This window comes from Nocardia sp. XZ_19_231 (assembly GCF_015355705.1).
Classification (GTDB): Bacteria; Actinomycetota; Actinomycetes; order Mycobacteriales; family Mycobacteriaceae; genus Nocardia; species Nocardia salmonicida.
Genome location: NZ_JACUZI010000002.1, coordinates 900665 through 921993 on the forward strand (window position 1 = coordinate 900665; position 21329 = coordinate 921993).

Annotated in this window: 24 protein-coding genes; 13 read left to right on the forward strand and 11 right to left on the reverse strand. The window is 66.3% G+C overall.

Annotated elements, in window-relative coordinates; genetic code table 11:
• Positions 1-4: 4 nt before the first annotated feature.
• The 4 genes from IBJ82_RS11365 to IBJ82_RS11380 form a co-directional block, all read right to left on the reverse strand.
• Positions 5-1189 (reverse strand): lycopene cyclase family protein, encoded by a 1185-nt coding sequence (locus tag IBJ82_RS11365; RefSeq protein WP_194825854.1) that lies wholly within the window; start codon positions 1187-1189, stop codon positions 5-7.
• 111 nt (positions 1190-1300) lie between these two features.
• Positions 1301-2527, reverse strand: a complete 1227-nt coding sequence (locus tag IBJ82_RS11370; protein ID WP_370585271.1) for an ABC transporter permease — start codon at positions 2525-2527, stop codon at positions 1301-1303.
• Entirely contained in the window at positions 2524-3402 is an 879-nt protein-coding gene (locus IBJ82_RS11375; RefSeq protein WP_194825855.1) for an ABC transporter ATP-binding protein, read from the reverse strand. Before IBJ82_RS11375 ends, IBJ82_RS11370 begins: the two co-directional genes overlap by 4 nt.
• Before the next feature lie 64 nt (positions 3403-3466).
• Positions 3467-3943 carry a hotdog fold domain-containing protein gene (locus IBJ82_RS11380; RefSeq protein ID WP_194825856.1) on the reverse strand — a complete coding sequence of 159 codons (477 nt, stop codon included), beginning with the start codon at positions 3941-3943 and terminating at the stop codon, positions 3467-3469.
• Between the two features lie 556 nt (positions 3944-4499).
• Between IBJ82_RS11380 and rpsJ the strand changes: the two genes are divergently transcribed.
• Genes rpsJ through rpsQ form a run of 11 tightly spaced genes read left to right on the forward strand, consistent with a single transcriptional unit; the run spans position 4500 to position 9753 of the window.
• Positions 4500-4805 (forward strand): 30S ribosomal protein S10, encoded by a 306-nt coding sequence (gene rpsJ / locus IBJ82_RS11385; RefSeq protein ID WP_040804197.1) that lies wholly within the window; start codon positions 4500-4502, stop codon positions 4803-4805.
• Between the two features lie 14 nt (positions 4806-4819).
• On the forward strand, positions 4820-5485 hold the full coding sequence (gene rplC / locus IBJ82_RS11390) for a 50S ribosomal protein L3 (protein ID WP_056818490.1): 666 nt from the start codon (positions 4820-4822) through the stop codon (positions 5483-5485).
• Entirely contained in the window at positions 5482-6156 is a 675-nt protein-coding gene (rplD, locus tag IBJ82_RS11395; RefSeq protein WP_194825857.1) for a 50S ribosomal protein L4, read from the forward strand. Before rplC ends, rplD begins: the two co-directional genes overlap by 4 nt.
• Positions 6153-6458, forward strand: a complete 306-nt coding sequence (rplW, locus tag IBJ82_RS11400) for a 50S ribosomal protein L23 (protein WP_194825858.1) — start codon at positions 6153-6155, stop codon at positions 6456-6458. The genes rplD and rplW overlap by 4 nt, the downstream gene beginning before the upstream one ends.
• A 32-nt stretch (positions 6459-6490) precedes the next feature.
• Positions 6491-7327 carry a 50S ribosomal protein L2 gene (gene rplB / locus IBJ82_RS11405; protein WP_056818484.1) on the forward strand — a complete coding sequence of 279 codons (837 nt, stop codon included), beginning with the start codon at positions 6491-6493 and terminating at the stop codon, positions 7325-7327.
• A 14-nt stretch (positions 7328-7341) separates the two neighbouring features.
• Entirely contained in the window at positions 7342-7623 is a 282-nt protein-coding gene (gene rpsS / locus IBJ82_RS11410; protein ID WP_056818481.1) for a 30S ribosomal protein S19, read from the forward strand.
• Positions 7620-8033, forward strand: coding sequence for a 50S ribosomal protein L22 (gene rplV / locus IBJ82_RS11415; protein WP_062982460.1), 414 nt, complete (start codon positions 7620-7622; stop codon positions 8031-8033). The genes rpsS and rplV overlap by 4 nt, the downstream gene beginning before the upstream one ends.
• A complete protein-coding gene (gene rpsC, locus IBJ82_RS11420) occupies positions 8034-8828 on the forward strand; it encodes a 30S ribosomal protein S3 (protein ID WP_062982459.1) in 795 nt (264 codons plus the stop codon).
• Between the two features lie 3 nt (positions 8829-8831).
• On the forward strand, positions 8832-9248 hold the full coding sequence (gene rplP / locus IBJ82_RS11425) for a 50S ribosomal protein L16 (RefSeq protein ID WP_056818475.1): 417 nt from the start codon (positions 8832-8834) through the stop codon (positions 9246-9248).
• A complete protein-coding gene (gene rpmC / locus IBJ82_RS11430) occupies positions 9248-9487 on the forward strand; it encodes a 50S ribosomal protein L29 (RefSeq protein WP_056818473.1) in 240 nt (79 codons plus the stop codon). The genes rplP and rpmC overlap by 1 nt, the downstream gene beginning before the upstream one ends.
• Positions 9484-9753: a 30S ribosomal protein S17 gene (gene rpsQ, locus IBJ82_RS11435; protein WP_056818470.1), complete on the forward strand. Its 270-nt coding sequence runs from the start codon at positions 9484-9486 to the stop codon at positions 9751-9753. Before rpmC ends, rpsQ begins: the two co-directional genes overlap by 4 nt.
• A gap of 151 nt (positions 9754-9904) precedes the next feature.
• Here the strand turns inward: rpsQ and IBJ82_RS11440 are convergent, their stop codons facing one another.
• The 5 genes from IBJ82_RS11440 to IBJ82_RS11460 form a co-directional block, all read right to left on the reverse strand.
• Positions 9905-11869, reverse strand: a complete 1965-nt coding sequence (locus IBJ82_RS11440; protein ID WP_194825859.1) for a helix-turn-helix domain-containing protein — start codon at positions 11867-11869, stop codon at positions 9905-9907.
• 135 nt (positions 11870-12004) lie between these two features.
• Positions 12005-12841: an SDR family oxidoreductase gene (locus IBJ82_RS11445; RefSeq protein WP_194825860.1), complete on the reverse strand. Its 837-nt coding sequence runs from the start codon at positions 12839-12841 to the stop codon at positions 12005-12007.
• A gap of 203 nt (positions 12842-13044) precedes the next feature.
• Entirely contained in the window at positions 13045-13779 is a 735-nt protein-coding gene (locus IBJ82_RS11450) for a CPBP family intramembrane glutamic endopeptidase (RefSeq protein WP_194825861.1), read from the reverse strand.
• Between the two features lie 127 nt (positions 13780-13906).
• Positions 13907-14848: an RluA family pseudouridine synthase gene (locus tag IBJ82_RS11455; protein WP_194825862.1), complete on the reverse strand. Its 942-nt coding sequence runs from the start codon at positions 14846-14848 to the stop codon at positions 13907-13909.
• A gap of 44 nt (positions 14849-14892) precedes the next feature.
• Complete coding sequence (locus IBJ82_RS11460) at positions 14893-15468, reverse strand: putative glycolipid-binding domain-containing protein (protein ID WP_194825863.1); 576 nt, start codon at positions 15466-15468, stop codon at positions 14893-14895.
• A gap of 373 nt (positions 15469-15841) precedes the next feature.
• Here IBJ82_RS11460 and IBJ82_RS11465 point away from each other — a divergent pair, with 373 nt between their 5' ends.
• On the forward strand, positions 15842-17674 hold the full coding sequence (locus IBJ82_RS11465; RefSeq protein WP_194825864.1) for an ABC transporter ATP-binding protein: 1833 nt from the start codon (positions 15842-15844) through the stop codon (positions 17672-17674).
• Entirely contained in the window at positions 17671-19407 is a 1737-nt protein-coding gene (locus IBJ82_RS11470; protein ID WP_194825865.1) for an ABC transporter ATP-binding protein, read from the forward strand. Before IBJ82_RS11465 ends, IBJ82_RS11470 begins: the two co-directional genes overlap by 4 nt.
• Before the next feature lie 150 nt (positions 19408-19557).
• Here IBJ82_RS11470 and IBJ82_RS11475 read toward each other — a convergent pair whose 3' ends face one another.
• Together IBJ82_RS11475 and IBJ82_RS11480 are read right to left on the reverse strand one after the other, a co-directional pair.
• Positions 19558-20769 carry a pyridoxal phosphate-dependent aminotransferase gene (locus IBJ82_RS11475; protein ID WP_194825866.1) on the reverse strand — a complete coding sequence of 404 codons (1212 nt, stop codon included), beginning with the start codon at positions 20767-20769 and terminating at the stop codon, positions 19558-19560.
• 74 nt (positions 20770-20843) lie between these two features.
• Entirely contained in the window at positions 20844-21263 is a 420-nt protein-coding gene (locus IBJ82_RS11480) for a TIGR03667 family PPOX class F420-dependent oxidoreductase (RefSeq protein WP_194825867.1), read from the reverse strand.
• Between the last annotated feature and the right edge of the window lie 66 nt (positions 21264-21329).

Genomic DNA, 21329 nt, shown 5'->3' on the forward strand with positions numbered 1-21329 from the left:
TGCGTTATCGGCTGGGTGAGTCGGCGCCGGCGGGTGCGAAGGGGTAGTCCACCCAGCGGTCGCGGTTGGTCCAGCCGACGAGGTCGTAGCGCCAGCGGAACGGCCAGGTGTGGGCGACGGTGTTGAACAGGGCTGCGCCGAGCGCGGAGTAGTCGTCGTGGGCCGAGAGCAGCGCGTGCTGGCGGCGTTCGGATTCGGTGAAGAAGGCGTCGAACATGGCGATGGACTGGTCGGTGGTGAGTCGACCCAGACCCCACAGGCCACGCATCCGCATCCAGTACACGGCCCTGGCCCGCCACGGCCAGAGGGCTTCGATCGGATCCTCGCCGCGCTGCACCGCGGCTACCGCGGTGTCAGCCAGCGCGAGTGAGTCGGCCACGCTGTAGCCGGTGCACGGGTGCATCATCCCGCCGCGCGAGCCGAACGGCACCGCCACCGCGGTGCCCTTCTTCGGCGGTGGCTGATCCAGGGGATAGTGGGCGGCCTCGTGCGGTTCGTCGCCGGTGAGAGTGATCCCGTGGGCCGCGAGCCTGGTGAGGGTGCGCTTGCGCAACTCGTGCTGCGGCATCCCACCGCGCAATCCGAGGCTGGTCTCCTCGAAGATCACCCTCCCGTCCCCGAGCGGCACCGCGTAGAGGAACGACGGCGGCTCGTCGGGGCCCGCACCGTTCTCCGGCCGCCAATCCAGCAGCAGCCCTTCGCCTTCCGCGACCATCGGCGCCGCGGTCTCGGCGTCGACGAAGATTCCGTGGGCCGAGGCGGCCCTGCGCTTGCCCAACGTCGGCAGCCCCCGCGTATCGAACACCACCCCCGCCGAGATCACCGTCCCGTCCGCGAGCTCCACCTCGTGGGCGTCCACCCGCCGCGCCCGATCCGCGAAGACGGTCGCGTCGTCCAAGGCCAACGCCGCGTGCAGCCCAGCTTTGGAGAGCACGCAGTACGGCCGCTCGATCCGGTGCTCGCCTTTGGTCCATACCGTCGGCGCCGCGATCCGCTGCGCGATCGCACTCGCGGGCAACCACTCCGGCAACTCATCGATCCAGCACGAGAATGTCGGCGGGAACAGCCGCTCCGGCCGCGGATCCACCGCGGCCACTCGCAACCCGGCCACCGCGGCCCGATGGGCCAACCCCCGCCCGGTCGGCCCCAGCCCGACCACGCAGATATCGAATTCCCGCACAACACTCACGTCCGCATTCAATCGGCCCCACCCGTCACCACGCAAGCGCCAGTGACCCGGTCGTCACTCGCCCCGATGCCGCACGGTCGGCCGCGGAGGAAACCCGGGCTCGCGGGATTCCTAGTCCTCCAAGGCCAGGGCCTGACGCATAGTCAGGCGAGATTGGGTCTGCATCAGCGAGCGGCGGTAGATCTTCTCGGCGACGACGACAATCGCGTAGGTGGCGATCGCCATCAGGGCCAGGGCGATGAAGGGTTCCCACCAGGCGGCGGTGCCGTCGGCCAGGCGGGCGGGCATGGCGACGATGGACATGATCGGGATATAGGAGCCGATGACACGGGCGGTGCCGGTGAGGAAGATGCCCGCGAACAGCACGATCATGATGAGCAGCCCGAGCGGAGTCGAGGTGGACTGGAGGTCTTCGCTGCGAGTGGCGAGCGCGCCCGCGACGGCCCAGAGGCTCGCCAGGGCGAGGAAGCCGACGAGGAAGAAGACGATGAACCAGCCCGCGGCCCCGGCGATCTGACCCAGCTGAGCACCCTTGCCGGTCGCCGCCAACCCGACCAACCCCGCCCCGACGAACAGAGCCAACTGCGCGAACGCCAGTGCCGCGTTGCCGACGACCTTGCCGATCAGCAACTGCCGCAACGGCATCGCACTGGCCAGGATCTCCACGATGCGGTTCTGTTTCTCCTCGACCACACTCTGCGCGATGGACATGCCGAACAGCACCGACGCCAGATAGAAGAGGAACGCGAAGACGAACGAGACGATCTTGGCCAGGCCGGGGTCGATCGAGCCCTTCTCGAGCAGGTCGTAGGTCACGGTCGCACCGCGGGCCAGCTCGTCGAGCGAGACGCCCGCGGCGGCGGCATTGCGCTGCAACGCGATCTGCTGTGCGGCGGCGGTGATGTAGGTGGTGGCGTTGTCGTCCTCGGCGGTCTTGCCGATCAGCTGCCATCCGTCGGGGTCGGCGGGCACCAGGCCCACGTCGACCTCGTCCTCGCGGACCAACTGCTCGACCGCGGCCCGGTCGGCGACGGGTCGCGCGATGAAGCTGGCGTCGGTCCCCGCGTTCGAGGCCAGGGTGTTCGCCGTCTCGAGCACGACCGAGCTGTCCGAACCGGTGATCGCCACGTCGATCTTGTCGGGCCTGCTGCTGAGGAACCCGGTGAGAACCAGCGAAGCGACGATCACCAGCAGCGTCACCACAGTCGAGATGACGAAGTTGCGGTCACGCAGCTTCACCGCGATCTCCCTCGCGGCAACGATCCGCCACACCCCACTCATGCTGACGGGGTTCACCGTGGCCGTACGAGGCGTGGTCTCCGTGCTCTGACCTCTCACTTTGTCACCTCTCGGTAGATTTCGGCGACTGTCGGCCGGGCCTCAGTGAACTCCCGCACCGACCCCCGCGACAGCGCCTCCTTCAGCACTCCGTCGGTGCCACCACCGTCGATCTCGAACAACACACCCGGCCCGACACTCTCGACCACGCGAACCCCCGGGTACCCCCTCAGCCACCCCGCATCACCCTCGAGCACCAGCCGATACCGTGAGCCGCCGCTGGACCGCAGCTCGTCGACCGAGCCCTGCCCGACCACCCGGCCCGAGGCGAGCACCACCAGCTGATCGCACAGCTGCTCCACCAGATCCAGCTGATGCGAGGAGAACAGCACCGGCACACCCTGATCGGCGTATTCGCGCAGCAACTCCACCATCGAATCCACGGCCAGGGGGTCGAGCCCGGAGAACGGTTCGTCCAGGATCAGCGCCGTGGGCTGTGCGATCACCGCCGCCGCGATCTGGACGCGCTGCTGATTGCCCAGCGACAACGATTCGAGCTTGTCCTTGCCGCGTGAGCCCAGATCGAACCGCTCCAACAGGGTTTCGGTGCGCGCCTTCGCCTCGTCGGCGGGCAGCCCACGCAAGCGGGCCAGGTACACGAGCTGGTCGAGCACCGGCTGCTTGGGATAGAGGCCCCGCTCCTCGGGCATATATCCGAACGAGCGCCGATCCAGCTCGGTCACCGGCCTGCCTGCCCACCGGATCTCGCCGGACTGAACGGCCAAGACTCCCATGATCATTCGCATCGTGGTGGTCTTGCCCGCCCCGTTGCCACCGACGAAACCGGTCAGCGCGCCGGGCGGGACCGCGAACGACACATCGTCGACCGCGACGTTCTCCCCGAACCGGCGCGTCACATGGGCGACTTCCAACATCGGACTCCCCGTCTTTTGTGGCCTGAGCCACAACCGTACCGATGCAATGGTTCCCACGCCGGGATCAGCGCGGTGAAACCCAGGTGGTGATGTCGGCGTGGACGACCTCGATGCCGTCCTTGTCGTAGATCGAGACGGGGACCGTGAGTTCCTGGCCCTTGGTGATCGCCGAGAAGTCGGGGATCACGTCGAGTTTCGCCACCGCGCGCAGGCCCGATTCCGCCTTGGCCAGGTACTGGACGTTCATCGACTTGGGGATCCAGCGATGGGTGGTGGGAACGGTGGCCTCGCTGAGCATGCCCATCGCCACCTCGGCGAGGTTGCAGGCCGCGATCGCGTGGAAGGTGCCGAGGTGGTTGTGGATGCCGAACCACTTCGGGGAGGTCACCTCGCAGACGCCGGGCTCGAGGCGAACCACCTGGGGGAGCACGGTGCCGAAGTAGGGGACCCTGGCGACCATGCCGAGCGAGAACAGTGCGTGTCCGATGCGGTTGTCCGGCAGCTTCTTCCAGCCGCGGAAGGTCGCGGTTTCCTGTGTCATGGCTGCTATCTTACTCAGAAGTAAGGTAGCGGGAAACCCTCCGATGACCAGCGGGGGCGACGAGCCAGCTACCATTGCTCGGTACAGCCCAGCCGGCGGTGCGGTCCAGGTAGTAGCCCCCTTGGTGGCGTGATCGATACCTCATGACCCCCGATTTGAAGGACGTCGTCGGCATGGTGCATACTGTTCGGGTTGCCTTGCGCAGGATCCCCAACTCTTCGGAGCGGATGACCTGAGCAAGGGGAGCAGTAGTTTGTATCTCGCCGGTTCGCCGGTGTGGATACGTTCGGGACCACGCACTTCCGACCCATGTTGAGTAATCGACCGGGGTCGGAGAATAAGCGTTAGGGCGACACGCCCGACCGCGTGGACCGGAGAACCATGACAGATGAACAGCGGCGAGGACTAGGTAGTGCCTTTTGGTGCGCCCTGGTTGCGGGTCTTTAGTGGGAAACCACGCTGAGGCGTCTTTCTGTGTTCGGGCTGTGCAAATTGAGGGTGGTGCGGGAGCAAGCTCCTGTGACCACGAAGGAAAGCGGAGAAAAGGACACTTAGCGTGGCGGGACAAAAGATCCGCATCAGGCTCAAGGCCTATGACCACGAGGCGATCGACGCGTCAGCGCGCAAGATCGTGGAAACGGTGACCCGCACCGGCGCCCGTGTGGTCGGGCCTGTGCCGTTGCCGACCGAGAAGAACATCTACTGCGTCATCCGTTCGCCGCACAAGTACAAGGACTCGCGCGAACACTTCGAGATGCGCACGCACAAACGCCTCATCGACATCCTCGACCCGACGCCGAAGACGGTTGACGCGCTGATGCGCATCGACCTGCCGGCCAGCGTCGACGTCAACATTCAGTGACGGGGACTCGAGACATGACTGACAACAAGAATCGGCCCCAGGCCGGAATCCTGGGCACCAAGCTCGGCATGACCCAGGTCTTCGACGAGAAGAACCGCGTCGTCCCGGTCACCGTCATCAAGGCGGGCCCGAACGTGGTCACCCAGATTCGTACCGTGGAGCGCGACGGCTATTCGGCCGTTCAGATCGCTTTCGGCGCCATCGACCCGCGCAAGGTGAACAAGCCGGTCTCCGGCCAGTTCGCCAAGGCCGGTGTCACCCCGCGCCGCCACGTCACCGAGATCCGCGTCGCGGATGCCTCCACCTTCGAGATCGGCCAGGAACTCTCGGCTGATGTCTTCGAAGAGGGCACCTACGTCGACGTGACCGGAATCAGCAAGGGCAAGGGCTTCGCCGGCACCATGAAGCGTCACGGCTTCAAGGGCCAGGGCGCCTCGCACGGTGCGCAGGCTGTGCACCGTCGCCCGGGTTCCATCGGTGGCTGTGCCACTCCCGGCCGCGTGTTCAAGGGCATGCGCATGTCGGGTCGTATGGGTAACGACCGCGTCACCACGCAGAACCTCTCGGTTCACAAGGTCGATGCCGAGAACGGTTTGCTCCTGGTCAAGGGTGCTATCCCCGGCCGCAAGGGCAACATCGTGATCGTCAAGAGCGCCGTGAAGGGTGGTGCGCACGCATGACCAGCCTCGACAAGAAGGCCAACCTGACGCTGACCGTTAAGGCTGCAGGCGGCAAGACCGAAGGCACCGTCGACCTCCCCTCGGAGATCTTCGACGTGACCGCCAACGTCGCGCTGATGCACCAGGTCGTTATCGCTCAGCTGGCCGCTGCTCGCCAGGGCACCCACTCCACGAAGACTCGTGGCGAGGTCCGTGGTGGTGGCAAGAAGCCGTACCGCCAGAAGGGCACCGGCCGCGCCCGTCAGGGCTCGACTCGTGCGCCGCAGTTCGCCGGCGGTGGCGTCGTCCACGGCCCGCAGCCGCGTGACTACAGCCAGCGGACTCCCAAGAAGATGAAGGCCGCCGCCCTGCGCGGTGCCCTCTCCGACCGGGCCCGCAACGAGCGCATCCACGTGATCACCGAACTGGTCTCGGGTCAGAACCCGTCGACCAAGATTGCCAAGGACTTCCTGGCCGAGCTCTCGGGCCGCAAGAAGTTCCTGGTCGTCGTCGGCCGCGAGGACGTCGCCGCGTGGAAGAGCGTGGCGAACCTGCAGAACGTGCTGCCGATCGCCCCGGATCAGCTCAACACCTACGACGTGCTCAACAGCGACGACGTGGTGTTCAGCGTCGAGGCCCTGAACGCTTTCGTTCACGGTCCCGCCGAGGCGGCCCAGGAGGAGAGCAAGTGACCACCATCGCCGACCCCCGCGACATTCTGCTCGCACCGGTCATCTCGGAGAAGTCCTATGGGCTGATCGAGGAAGGCACTTACACCTTCCTGGTGCATCCGGACTCGAACAAGACGCAGATCAAGATCGCCGTCGAGAAGGTTTTCGGCGTCACGGTCACCAGCGTCAATACCGCCAACCGTCAGGGCAAGCGCAAGCGGACCAAATTCGGTTACGGAAAGCGCAAGGACACCAAGCGCGCACTCGTGACCCTCTCGGCCGATAGCAAGCCCATCGAGATCTTCGGAGGACCGGTCGCGTAAGCGCCTGGGACTCCAGAAAGCGAGAAGAACTCATGGCAATCCGTAAGTACAAGCCGACAACGCCGGGCCGTCGTGGCTCCAGCGTCTCGGACTTCGCCGAGATCACCCGGTCGACGCCGGAGAAGTCGCTGCTGCGCCCGCTCACCAAGTCCGGTGGTCGTAACGCGCACGGTCGCATCACCACTCGTCACCGCGGTGGCGGTCACAAGCGTGCCTACCGTCTGATCGACTTCCGTCGACTGGACAAGGACGGCATCCCGGCCAAGGTCGCTCACATCGAGTACGACCCCAACCGCACCGCCAACATCGCACTGCTGCACTTTGCCGACGGCGAGAAGCGCTACATCATCGCGCCGAAGGGTATCAAGCAGGGCAGCCCGATCGAGTCCGGCCCCACGGCCGACATCAAGCCGGGTAACAACCTGCCGCTGCGCAACATCCCGACCGGTACCACGATTCACAACGTGGAGCTGCGTCCGGGCGGCGGCGCCAAGATGGCTCGTTCCGCTGGAATGAGCATTCAGCTGCTGGGCAAGGAAGGGCCGTACGCGACCCTTCGTATGCCTTCGGGTGAAATCCGCCGTGTCGACGTGCGCTGCCGCGCCACCGTCGGCGAGGTCGGTAACGCCGAGCAGTCGAACATCAACTGGGGCAAGGCCGGCCGTATGCGCTGGAAGGGCCGTCGTCCCACCGTCCGTGGTGTCGTCATGAACCCGGTCGACCACCCGCATGGTGGTGGTGAGGGTAAGACCTCCGGTGGTCGCCACCCGGTCTCCCCGTGGGGTCAGCCTGAAGGCCGTACCCGCAAGCCCAACCGCCCGAGCGACAAGCTCATCGTTCGCCGTCGTAAGACCGGCAAGAAGCGCTAAGGAGGAGGTAAGAAATGCCACGCAGCCTCAAGAAGGGCCCGTTCGTCGACGACCACCTCCTCGCGAAGGTGGACGTGCAGAACGAAAAGGGCACGAAGCAGGTCATCAAGACCTGGTCGCGTCGCTCGACCATCATCCCCGATTTCATCGGACACACTTTCGCCGTCCACGACGGTCGCAAGCACGTCCCGGTGTTCATCTCGGACAACATGGTCGGCCACAAGCTCGGTGAGTTCGCGCCGACCAGGACGTTCAAGAGCCACGTCAAGGACGACCGGAAGAGCAAGCGGCGATGACTGAAACCAATACTGAAACGGTTCAGAACCCGACTGCACGCGCTACCGCCAAGCACGTTCGGGTCACCCCGATGAAGGCCCGTCGCGTCGTGGACCTGGTCCGCGGCAAGCGAGTCGAGGACGCGCTGGCCATTCTGCGGTTCGCACCGCAGGCTGCCAGCGAGCCCGTGGCCAAGGTCGTGGCTTCGGCCGCGGCGAACGCCGAGAACAACCTCGGCCTCAACCCGGCCACCCTGGTCATCTCGACTGCTTTTGTCGACGAGGGCGCCACCATGAAGCGTTTCCAGCCGCGGGCCCAGGGCCGTGCGTTCCGGATTCGCAAGCGCACCAGCCACATCACCATCGAGGTCGAGAGCGTGCCCACCACCGGCGCTGACACTCGTAGCCGCCGGAAGGGAGGGGCAAAGTAAATGGGACAGAAAATTAACCCCCATGGCTTCCGCCTCGGTATCACCACCGACTGGAAGTCACGTTGGTACGCGGACAAGCAGTACGCGGAATACGTGAAGGAAGACGTTCAGATCCGCAAGCTCCTCGCCACAGGCATGGAGCGGGCAGGCATCTCGAAGGTCGAAATCGAGCGCACCCGTGATCGCGTCCGTGTGGATATCTTCACCGCGCGTCCCGGCATCGTGATCGGTCGTCGTGGAGCGGAAGCCGACCGCATCCGCTCCGAGCTGGAGAAGCTCACCAAGAAGCAGGTTCAGCTGAACATCCTCGAGGTCAAGAACCCCGAATCGGATGCGCAGCTGGTTGCTCAGGGTGTTGCCGAGCAGCTGTCCAACCGTGTGGCGTTCCGTCGTGCGATGCGTAAGGCCATTCAGTCGGCCATGCGTTCGCCGAACGTCAAGGGCATCCGCGTGCAGTGCTCGGGCCGCCTCGGTGGCGCCGAAATGTCGCGCTCGGAGTTCTACCGTGAAGGTCGCGTTCCGCTGCACACGCTGCGTGCGGACATCGACTACGGCCTCTACGAGGCCAAGACCACCTTCGGTCGCATCGGCGTCAAGGTCTGGATCTACAAGGGCGACATCGTCGGTGGTCGTCGTGAAGTGACCGCCGCCGCCGCTGCTCCGGATCGCCAGCGTCGCGAGCGTCCGAGCCGGCCTCGTCGGTCCGGTGCCACTGGCACCACTGCGACCAGCACCGAGGTCGGTCGCGCCGCCACTGCAGTGGCGGAGGCTCCGGCAGAGAACAAGGAGGGCTGACGCATGCTGATGCCCCGTAGGGTCAAGCACCGCAAGCAGCACCACCCCGGTCGCTCTGGCATGGCCAAGGGCGGCACCGCGGTGGCCTTCGGTGAGTACGGCATCCAGGCTCTCGAGCCCGCCTACGTCACCAACCGTCAGATCGAGTCGGCACGTATTGCGATGACCCGCCACATCAAGCGTGGCGGCAAGATCTGGATCAACATCTACCCCGACCGTCCGCTCACGAAGAAGCCGGCCGAAACCCGCATGGGTTCCGGTAAGGGTTCGCCGGAGTGGTGGGTCGCGAACGTGAAGCCCGGTCGGGTCATGTTCGAGATGTCTTACCCCAACGAGGAGACCGCTCGTGAGGCCCTGCGCCGCGCGATGCACAAGCTCCCGATGAAATGCAGGATCGTGACCAGGGAGGAGCAGTTCTGATGGCTACCGAAACACCGGCCGCAGAGCTCCGCGAGCTCAACGAAGAGGAGCTCGTCGCCCGCCTGCGTGAGTCGAAGGAAGAGCTGTTCAATCTGCGCTTCCAGATGGCAACGGGTCAGCTCGACAACAACCGTCGTCTGCGCGTCGTCCGCCACGAGATCGCGCGCATCTACACGGTCATGCGTGAGCGCGAGCTCGGCCTGGCCACGGCACCCGCTGGCAAGGGAGATGCGGCATGAGCGAGAACACCGAAGAGCGCAACAGCCGCAAGGTACGCAGCGGCTATGTTGTCTCCGACAAGATGAACAAGACGATCGTCGTCGAGCTGGAAGACCGTCACCGGCACAAGCTCTACGGCAAGATCATTCGCACCACCTCCAAGGTGAAGGCGCATGACGAGAACGAGATCGCCCACGTCGGCGACCACGTTCAGCTGATGGAGACCCGTCCGCTGTCGGCCACCAAGCGCTGGCGTCTGGTCGAGGTCCTGGAGAAGGCCAAGTAAGGTCCCTCCTCGATCCATCGAGATCGTTTCTTCGAAGGCCCGTTTCCCCGATGGGGAAGCGGGCCTTCGTCGTTGGACGACCCGGTTGTCGTCGCATCGCAAAAGGCCCGCTCCCGATGTTCGGGGGCGGGCCTTCGCTGTGTCGGCTGGGTCAGCCGGTGAAGGCGTAGGGCTGGCGGATCTTGTGGGCGAATTCGACGATATTGGTGACGGTGCTGCTCGGGACGCCGACTTCGCTGCCGATGCTGCGGGCAGACCAGGACTGGTCGGTGAGCTCGAGGATCTCCTCGATCTGGTCGAGGGTCAGGCGCAGGGGGCTGCGGTGGGCGATGCGGCGGGCCAGGGCGCGGACCTCGGTGTCTTCGTCGAAGTCGAAATCGTCTGGGGCGGGGAGGTCTTCGTCGTCGTCGAGGTGCACGTCGACTGGCTCGGCCGTGTCGGTGTCGACCAGCACTGGCTCGGGGGGCACGACGGGAGCGGGTTCTGTGGGCTCGGGCGCTACCTGCTCGGAGGTCTGCGCGGGTGCCGAAGGTTCACGCTGCGAGGGTTCTGGTCGCAAGATCAGTTGCTCGGCAGGTTCGGCGGTGAGGGTCAGCTGTTCCGGCGCTGCGACGGAAGGCTGTGGATCGTTGTGCACCGCTACCTGATCGGTGGGTGCCGAGGTGTCGCCATCAGGGTCACGGGCGACGGTGCCGGCGTGCATCGTCGCCTCGGGAACCGGGTCGGTACCGGTAGCGTCGCCCGCGCTGGCATGGGCGACGGTGGTGACCGGTATTCGGCGCAAGGTGGGGGTGGCGCCGTTGGTCCGGGTCGAGTGCTCGGCGCCGTTGCGGCGGTGGTCGGCCGCGGCCTTGTGGATCAGCTCGAGGGTGCCGGGGGCGTTCGGCTTGTCGGCGGAAGGGCGGCGCAGGCTGTGCGGGTAGGTGCGTTCGGCAGCCGTTGCCGCGATGGTTTCGGCTTCGGCGACGACAGGTTCAGCGCTCGGTGCCGGAGTATCAACGACCACTGGCTCCGGGACGGCCGGCGGGACAGGTGATTCGACCGCCTCTCGATCCGCGGTGATCGTCTGCTCGGACGACGCGATGGTCTCGCGATCCGTTTCGGCTGCGAGGGAATCCTGGTCGGGTATCGCGCAAAACTGGGTGTCTTGTGCCTCGGCGGCAGGCGGAGCGGTCGGGACGACAGCGGCGAGGTCGGACAGCGGCGATCGGAGCTCGGGCGCAACCCCGTTCATCACTGTGTGCGCGAGCGCTTGCCTGTCATCACCGAGCGAGGTCGCCTGCTGCGGAAACGCGGTCGCAGCGATCCGTTCGGCATGGGCGTACTCGGCGTCCCCGGGCAATTCGACAGAGGCGCTCTCGATCAACATCGCGTACCGAGCCGACACCCATGCGTGCAACCAGATCACCACACCCACCATCACCGGCGCGATGGCGAATTCGGCTGCGCGACCGAAGGATCCCGAGGCCAGATGGGGGCCCGCGTTGAGGGCGACGGTGGTGCCGAGGAGAGCGAGTTCGAACAGCAGTACCTTGCCGCGTTCGAGTTCACGGCCCCAGCGCGCGGCGGTGGTGGCGGCGATCATGATGACGATGATCGGGATCGAGATCATCGCCTCGATGCCGAAGCTGAGCCAGTAGAGCGGATCGCTCATGTCGCCGCTCGGCACGAGGTTGTGCTGCACGTTGACGCCCGCCCATACCATCCCGAGGACGACAACGGCGATCAGCGCGCGCGAGGACCACTCCGCCCGCCGATACAGCTGCGCGAGCCGGGCATCGGCGCTCGAGACGCGTCGTCGGGCGGCCAATGCCTTGCGATGCCAGCGTGCGTCGGCTTCGTCGGTGCGGCGGATGAGGGTGCCGGTGCGCCGGTCGCGCTGGTCGGCGGCGAGTTCGTCGACGATGGCGCGGCGCCGCTGTTTACGGCGCTGGGTCCGAATCCATTCGGCCAACTCGCGTTCGGCGCGGATCTCGTCGTCGGAGAGCGCGTCGTAGAGGGCGGTGTCGTGTTGCAGGGGGAGCTTGTCGCGAGCCGTCGCGACCTGCTGGGCGAGCGCTGTGATCTCGGTGTTCGGCGCGATGGCGGCATTCTCGCTCAACCGATCGTCGGACATGGTGCGCCTTCCGCCACTCGAACATATGGACTATCGAACATATGTGTGATTGCCAGAGAGCGTAAACGCCGACCGTGCCCCGGTCAACGACAACGAGTCGATTCCGTCGAATCCCCGGTAGCGACACGCCGGTATTCAGGAATCGGAATCGCTGCGGAGCAGCCTTTTCTCGTAGGCGGATCGGTTCGACGATCCGGCCACCGCCACAACCTGATTCGGCACGGTCCGCCGCAAGACGATGTCGCGCAACCACTGTGGCAGCACGCCGACGAGGCCGACCAGCGGTCCGAGATGCGCGGGCAATGTCACCTCGAATCGCGGCCGCTCGACGGCATCGAGAACAGCGGCGGCGACATCACTCGGCTGGAGTATTTGTGCTGCGCCCGTGCCGGTTCCGGCTGACAACTCGGTGTCGACCACGCCCGGCATGATCGCCGTGACGTGCACGCCGCTGCCGCGTAATTCCTCACGAACCCCGGTCAGATAACCGAGGACCCCGTGTTTGGTCGCGGCGTACGTCGCTTCACCGGCGGGGGAGACCTTGGACGCGAGTGACGCGATGGTGACGATGTGCCCACGCCCGCGTGTCCGCATCGCAGGCGCCGCCAGTCGCACCCCACGGATCACCCCGTGCAGATTCACCGCGAGCATCCGCGCCGTCGCACTGTCGGGCTCGGCATCGAACGGCCCGACCCACATCACCCCGGCATTGTTGACGAGCACATCGACCGGCCCGAGTATCGCCTCGGTGACGGCGAGGAAATCATGAAACGACCGCGCATCGGTCACATCGAGTTCGCACCCGTGCACAGTTCCTGGCAGCCCGGCCGCGGCCTCGCGCGCCGCGTTCCCTGACAGATCGCCGAGGCACACCCGAGCTCCCGCGACCGCGAACTGCCGCGCGATCTCCAGCCCGATCCCGGCGGCACCGCCGGTTACCGCGACGACCCTTCCGGTGTGCGTACGTGTCATGGCGAAAATGCCCTCTCGGTGGAAACCGCTACATCTGGCATGTCGTCATGCCAGAACTCGCCAGTATTCCACGCCGTCATGACGCGGCACAGCCTCAGCGGCCGACCTCTGGACACTCGACCCATCAGGCGCCGTCGGCGTTCGACTTTTACACAACACCGCGGCGGGGAGCGTGGGAATTCGACTGCCCGCTCGGAGCGACTTCAGCGCAGGGCGGTGTGCCAGACGACGGCGGCGGCGAGTGCGCCCGCTCCGTTGAGCGACCAGTGCAGGGCGATGGGCGCGAGGAGGCTACCGCTGCGGCGGCGCAGCCAGGTGAACACGACGCCCGCGGCGGCGGTGGCAGCGACGGCCAGTGCTATTCCGACCAGTTGGCCGAGCAGGCCGCCACCGACGATGCTGGACAGTCCCTTGTTGCCGGAGGTGAGGCCGAACGAGGACGCGATATGCCAGAGTCCGAACATCAGCGAACCTGCCGCGAAGAGCCCGCGGACGCCGAGGACGCGATCGAGGGTGCCGTGGAGTACGCCGCGGAACGCGAGTTCTTCGGGGATCACCGTCTGCAACGGGATGACGATCATCGACGCGATGAGGGCGCCGGAAATCGTCGCGTACCGATCGGCGAGGAAGAACGGCCTGGTGAGCGGTAGTAGCGCGCCGATCGCGACCGCGGTCAACACGATCCCGACCGCGCCGAGGGCGTACACCGTCCCGCGCTTCCAGTGCCGCGGTGACAGTCCCAGTTCGGACCAGCCAAGCCCCCGCTTGCGCATCAGCGCCAACAGCGCCAACGCCGCGATGGGCACGGTGACGATGTTGGCCCAGGCCGTCGTGAAGTGTGCGATCAGATTGGTACCGGCCAGCACGACGACAACCACAGCGATGTCGATGTAGGCATGCAGCTTCGGCCGGGAATCGGCGATGGCGGGTACGGGCACCCGACCGAGTGTACGGAAATATCACGAAAGTAAAACGGTCCGGTGAATGCGGGACAACGCGCCGACTCGGGCCTCGAGCGGCCCGGAGTGAGCCCATCAAGATCGTCGGGAATCGCCGCGCTGTGAGCTACTCGACAGCCGATCCGGACCATCCGGCCGCATCGTTCCACGCCTGCAGCGTGCGCTGGGTCTCGAAACGCCGTGGCACACCGCTCACCGGATCCGTGAATGCGAGCGACGCCGCCAGCAATTGCAACGGCCGCGTGTAATCGTCGACCGATTTATCGGTGATCACCGGATAGAAATCGTCGCCGAGAATCGGCACGCCGAGCCCGTTCATATGGATCCGCAGCTGATGGGTTCGCCCGGTGTGGGGGCGAAGACGGTAACGCCCGAGCCCGTCGCGGTGCTCGACCAACTCCACCTCGGTCTCGGCATTGGGCTCGCCGTCCACTTCATAGGCGGCGAGCACCTGCTTCTCCTTGATGATCCGGCTGCGCACGGTTCGCGGCAGTTCGAGCGCGGGATCGTAGGGTGCGATGGCCTCGTACTCTTTGCGCACGGTCTTGCGGTGGAACATCGTCTGATAGGCCCCGCGTCGCGCCGGGTTCACCACGAACAGCAGCAGGCCCGCGGTGACCCGGTCCAGTCGGTGCGCGGGAATCAGATCGGGGAGTTCGAGGTCGTTGCGCAACCGCACCAGCGCGGTCTGCAGGATGTGCTGACCGCGCGGGATCGTCGCCAGGAAATGCGGCTTGTCGATCACGAGGATGTCGTCGTCGCGGTGCACGATGCCGATGTCGAACGGCACCTCGGTCTCGATGGGCAGATCGCGGTGGAACCACACGGCACTGCCCGGCACGAACGGCGCGTCCGGCGCCAGCGGACCTTCCAGATCCACGATCTCACCCGCCACCAGCATCGCGTCGATCCTGGCCGGATCCACCCGCGGCAACCGCTCGACGAGGTGATCGCGCACGGTCGCCCACTGCCCGTCCTCCGGGAGCCGGAGTCGAGCGGGATCCAGGCCGTGCCGTTTCGGCAGCGGCGGCTGCTGCCTACGTCGCATGAAACAAGTGTGGTCTGTCCGGTGAACGCGCTGTGCCGTGGGGTTCAGGCGGTGCGCGTCGCGATTCCCGGATAGTCCACGACCAGGCCCGACTCGTCGTAATCCAGCGTGGCCCGGAAGTCGAAGTCGGGAGCGCTGTAGTCGTAGCGCTGACCTGCCCCGTCGGCGATGCGGCGATAGTGCTGCGGTAACCGGGCCGCAGTGAGGTCGGCGGCCCGGAGATAGACCGCGGGCGCGTCGGCCGCGTCACCGACCGTGAGTCCGAGGCGATGCACCGGTAAGGCGTTCGTGAATGCCGACGCCTCGAGATCGATATCGAGGCACCCGTCGAGCTCCAGCGCGGGCGTGCCGTCGACCTGCCAGCGACCCAACCCGTCGGACTGCACATGCACCGACCGCCTACCCTCGGGATAGCGCCCGACGATCTGTGCCGACCGGGTATGCCAGCCCCCGTCGAGCCGCAGCCGATAGTCGATCGCCCAGACGAGCCCGTCCTCGACCGCTGTCGCACACCCCTCGACCAGAAGTCCGCGCGCATCGTCGCGGAAATAGGTCACTTCGAATCCGGTGCGCGCATCACGATGCAACCAGGCGGCCGAAGGTGGCAGGGGAGTGAACATGGCCAACGCATTCCCGGAATTCCGCCGCCCAATCGCTAGCCGGCCCGCTGATCGAGCACCATCAGTTTCGCTTCGACGAGGACTTGGCGCGCACGCCGTCGCACGCGGCACAGGTCGACGCTGCATTCCAGGTGTATTTGCATCGCCCGATGCGCCTGTTCGGGCGACAGCTTTCCAGGATCGGAATGGCAATCGGCAATTCCCACCGCTACACGAAATCAAGAAGTGGGGAGGAAATTACGCGCGAAATGGCGCAGTGCCGAAGGGTTGACTGGCAATTCACGCAACCTTCCCCGATCGGCCACGACCGCTCAACTTAGGCTAACCTACCTTCGGCGGAGTTGCCGCGGACAGGTCGAGAGGCGAGAACGATATGACGGTGCAGGTAGCGCCGCCACCGGGGGCGGAGTCGGGGAACCGGCTGCCCAAGGCGGCAGCGAAAGCGCAGAAGCAGCAGGAAGCGCTGGCGCGCAAGGAGATTCTGGCGCCGGTATCGGGGATGCTGACGGTGGCGAGCCTGATCGTGGCGCTCGCCTCGGTGTGTTCGGTGGTCCCGTTCCTGCTGATCGTCGCGGCCTGCCGCGAACTGCTGAACTCCCCGGTCGACACTGACCGGGTGTGGTGGCTGTTCGGCGCTGCCGTGCTCGTGCTCGTCGTGCGGGCCCTACTCCAGGTCGTCGCGCTCAGCTGGTCGCACGCGGTCGACGCCGGCTACCAGCTCACGCTGCGCAGGCTGCTCGCGGCCAAGCTCACCCGGGTGCCGCTCGGCTGGTTCGGTGAGCGCAGCTCCGGTGAGGTCAAGGGCTATCTGCGCGACGATGTCGACGCTCTGCACTTCCTGGTCGCGCACGCCCGGCTCGATTTCATCGGCGCGCTGGTGGTCCCGCTGGTCACCCTCGGCTACCTGTTCACCGTCGACTGGCGACTCACGCTGGTGCTGATGATTCCGCTGATCGCCTACATGATCCTGTTCAGTAAGATCATGGACCGCGACGGCCGCGACCGCCTCGCCGTGTACACCCGGTGGGAGCGTCGTCTGTCCGCCGCGACGGTCGAGTTCGTCGACGGCATCCAGGTGGTGCGGGCGTTCGGTCAGGCGGGTAAAGCGCACAAGGAGTTCCAGGACGCTGTCGAAGGCCAGGTCCAGGCGGCGCATCGGATGAAGACGCCGATCATTCGCGTGCAGGCGGCCTCCGACATCGTGGTGATGCCCGTGTTCGTCATGCTGGTCGTCGTCCTCGGTGGCCTCGCCGGGGTCGGCCTCGGCTGGGTGGACCCGCTCGATCTGCTGCCGTTCCTGCTGGTCGGGCTCGGCATCGGCAGCTCGCTGCTCGGCCTCGGCTACGGCTCGCAGGCCCTGCGCGCCGGTGGCGCCGCGGCCCTGCGACTGCACAAACTGCTGCAGACCCCGGAATTGGAGATCGCCGAAACACCGGCGGGCGTCCAGACCGGCATCGTGGGATTCGAAGGCGTCGAGTTCGCCTACCGCACCGGCCATGATGTGCTGCGCGGCATCGACCTCGAACTGACCCCGGGCACCATCACCGCCCTGGTCGGTCCGAGCGGTTCCGGCAAGTCGACCCTGGCCAAGCTGCTGCCCCGCTTCTATGACGTGGGTGCGGGCCGAATCACCATCGACGGCCGCGATATTCGCGAGTTCACCAGCGAAGAGCTCTACCGCACAGTCGGATTCGTCTTCCAGGATGTGCGCCTGATCCGCGGCAGCATCCGCGAGAACCTCCTGCTGGCCCGCCCCGACGCGGACGACGAAGCCATCGAGCGCGCGACAAGGGCCGCTCAGATCCACGACCGGATCCTGGCGCTGCCGCGCGGCTACGACTCCGAGATCGGCGTCGACGCGACGCTCTCCGGTGGTGAATCGCAGCGCCTGTCGATCGCCCGCGCACTGCTGGCCGACACCCCGGTGCTCGTCCTCGACGAGGCGACCGCGTTCGCCGACCCCGAGTCCGAGGCCGCGGTCCAGGACGCGCTGGCCGCCCTGGTCGCCGGGCGCACGGTGCTGGTTATCGCGCACCGTCTGCACACCATCACCGGTGTCGACCGGATTCTGGTGCTGGACAACGGAGCTCTCGTCGAACAGGGCACGCATGAGCAACTGCGGGCCGCGGGCGGGCTGTATCAGCGGCTGTGGGAGATCAACGAAGCTGCCCTCGGCGCGCTCGCCCTGGTGGAGGAAACACGATGATTCGCAAGGTTTTCCGGCTCGTCCCCGACGAGTTCGCCCCCCTGATCTCGCGGCTGCTCGCCGTGATCGTGGTGCAGGCGCTGTGCCAGGCCATCGCGTATCTGCTGCTGGTTCCTGTATTGGAAGCGCTGTTCGACGACAACCTGAGCGGCGCGTGGCTGTGGGCGCTCGGCATGGCCGCCGCCGTGGCCGGTGTGGTCGTCTTCGGTTACCTGCAGGCCGTGATCGGTCTGCGGATCGGCCTCGGCATGCAGCGCGGTCTGCAGACCCGGCTCGGCGATCAGCTCAACGCGTTGCCGCTCGGCTGGTTCGAAGATCGCGACGCGGGCCCGCTCTCGCGGGTGATGGTCGAGCAGGTGCGTGAAATGCAGGGCCTGATCGCCTATCTGCTCACCAAGGTGCTCACCGGCATCATCGTGCCGCTGGTGGTCGCGATCGGGATGCTGTTCATCGACTGGCGCGTCGGCGTGGCGATGTTGCTCGCCGCACCGGTGCTCTACCTGGTAAACAATCTCGCCAATCGCGCCTACACCGGCGCCGACGCCCGGCTGCACGCCGCGGCGGCCGAAGCCGACTCGCGGGTGGTGGAGTTCGCGCAGGCCCAGCCGGTACTGCGCGCGTTCGGCGCTGTCGGCGCCGGCAACAAGAAGCTGGATTCTGCGCTGGTACAGCAGCGTTCGGCCGTGCTGAAGATGATGGTCGCGACCGTGCCGGGGCTGACGGTGTTCGCGCTGTTCGTGCAGGCCGTATTCCTGGTGCTCGCCTATATCGCGGTCGTCCAGGTGACCGATGGCGCGATCTCGGCCGCCGCGGCGATCGCGCTGATCGCGGTGAGCGCGCGCTTCATCGAACCGGTGAACCAGGCCGCCCAGTTGGGTACAGCCCTGCGCTCGGCCGCCGCGGCCGCCGATCGCATCACCGACCTGCTCGCCGAATCGCCGCTGCCCGCCGCCACCGAACCGGTCACCCCCGGTGCGCCCGCGGTGGTCTTCGACGAGGTGAGCTTCGGCTACCGCCCCGGCGAACCGGTGCTGTCGGACCTGACCTTCACCGTCCCCGCCGGCACCACCACCGCCATCGTCGGGCCGAGTGGTTCGGGCAAGACCACCCTGCTTCGTCTCGCCGCCCGCTTCTACGACGTCGACTCCGGCACGGTCTCGGTGGGCGAACACGATGTGCGCCGACAGCCTTCAGACACCCTGCTCGATCAGCTCTCGCTGGTCTTCCAGAACGTCTACCTGTTCAATCGCTCGGTCGCCGACAACATCCGCATCGGCAAGCCCGATGCCACCGAGGACGACCTGCACCGCGCGGCGGTCGCCGCCAGGGTCGACGAGATCGTCGAACGTCTTCCGGACGGCTTCGACACCACCGTCGGCGAAGGCGGCACCTCGCTGTCCGGCGGTGAGCGTCAACGGGTCTCGATCGCGCGCGCCCTGCTCAAGGACGCCCCGATCGTGCTGCTCGACGAGGCCACCAGCGCGCTCGACCCGCACAGCGAGGCCGTCGTGGTCCGTGGCATCCACCAACTCACCAGGGACAAAACCGTTCTCGTCGTCGCGCATCGTCTCTCGACGATCGCCCACGCCGACCAGATCCTGTTCCTGGACAAGGGCCGTATCTCCGAACGCGGCACGCACGCCGAGCTTCTCGCCCTGAACGGCCGTTACGCCGCGTTCTGGAACGAGCGCGAGCGGGCAACAGGCTGGCGCCTGGAACCCGTCTCTGCCTGACCAGGTATGCCTCGGCGGTCTCGCTGGACCGCCGAGGTGTTCTCGGCGCGCCTCCGCCGATGGACTGACCGAAGGGTGCGACGAAGGAGTGCCCGTAGGGAGGGAAGAGGTGGAGTCAAGCGCCGAGAACCGCGGCGCCAGCCGCCAATGTTACTGCTGGTAGGTGGAGAGGAATTCGCCGATCCTGCCGATGATCTGGTCGAGTTCATCGGCGTGCGGCAGGGTGACGATGCGGAAGTGGTCGGGTGCGGGCCAGTTGAAGCCGGTGCCCTGCACGACGTGGATCTTGGTGGCCAGCAACAGATCAAGGACGAACTTCTCGTCGTTGTCGATCCGGTAGGTCGCGCGGTCGAGCTTGGGGAAGGCGTACAGCGCGCCCTTGGGCTTCACGCACGACACACCCGGAATCGCGTTGAGTGCCGACCACGCACGATCGCGCTGCTCGAGTAGTCGCCCGCCCGGCAGGGTGAGTTCGTGGATGCTCTGATGTCCGCCCAGCGCCGCCTGAACGGCCTGCTGTGCGGGCACATTCGCGCACAGCCGCAACCCGGACAGCATCGTCAGACCCTCGAGGTAGCTTTCGGCATGACGCGTCGGCCCGGAGACGGTGAGCCAGCCCGACCGGAAGCCGGCGAGCCGGTAGGCCTTGGACAAGCCGTTGAACGTCAGACACAACAGGTCGGGCGCGAGCGAGGCGGTGACGGTGTGGGCCACGTCGTCGTAGAGGATCTTGTCGTAGATCTCGTCGGAACAGACGATCAGATTGTGCTGGCGGGCGAGCTCGAGCATCTGCTCGAGCACCTCGGTCGGATACACCGCGCCGGTCGGGTTGTTCGGGTTGATGATCACGATGGCCCGCGTGCGGTCGGTGATCTTGGCCGCGATATCGGCGATGTCGGGATACCAGTCGGCGCCCTCGTCGCAGAGGTAGTGCACCGCTCTGCCGCCGTTGAGATGCACTGCGGCGGTCCACAGCGGGAAATCCGGTGCGGGGACGAGGACTTCGTCGCCGTTCTCGATGAGCGCGGTCATCGCCATCATGATGAGTTCGGACGCGCCGTTGCCGAGGAAGACGTTCTCGATGTCGAGGTCGTCCACGCCGCGGTCCTCGTAGTACTGCACCACCGCGCGCCGCGCGGGCAGCAACCCCTTCGAGGTCACGTAGCCCGCCGACGCCGGCAGGTTGGCGATGATGTCGCGCAGCAGCTCCGACGGCGCGTCGAACCCGAACTGCATCGGGTTACCGGTATTGAGCTTGACCACCCGGTGTCCCTCGACCTCTAGTCGAGCGGCGTGCTCGGCTATCGGGCCGCGGATTTCATAGGAAACGTTCGCGAGCTTGCTCGACTGTTTGAACTGCATGTCGGCTCCCCACCGTGATACGGACGGAGATCGCCACAGTACTCGCCGGGATCCGGCGCACGAACCGCGGCAGTTCAGAAGCCGCGCAGGCGGTCCGGGGCGATGCGGATCGGCACCGAGTAGGTCTCGAAGAATTCCGATCGGGTCATCTTGATGTCGACGAAACCCTTGGTGTATTTCCGTGCGTAGTGGGCGATCTCGTCCTCGGTGGGCGGTTCGTCTACTCGCGCAGTGCCGGTGAAGACGGCAACCTCGCCACCGGTATCGGTGGCATTGAAATTCAGTGCGACCCGCGGATTGTGCGCGAGGTGGCGCAGCTTTTTGGCCTCGGGCATGGTGAAGATGAGGAACTCGTCGTTCTCCCAGTGGAACCACACCGGGTTCGGCTGCGGGGTGGTGTCCGCGCCGACGGTGGTCAACCAGATCACGGTTTCGACGGCCAGCCGCTTACCGACCTCTGCGCCGAACGGGGTGGCGGCATCGAGAATGGACACGGTGTTCTCCTCGCGGGCAGGGGACAACTTCCGCCCCCACCCTTGCCGAAATCCCGCCGCGTAGCT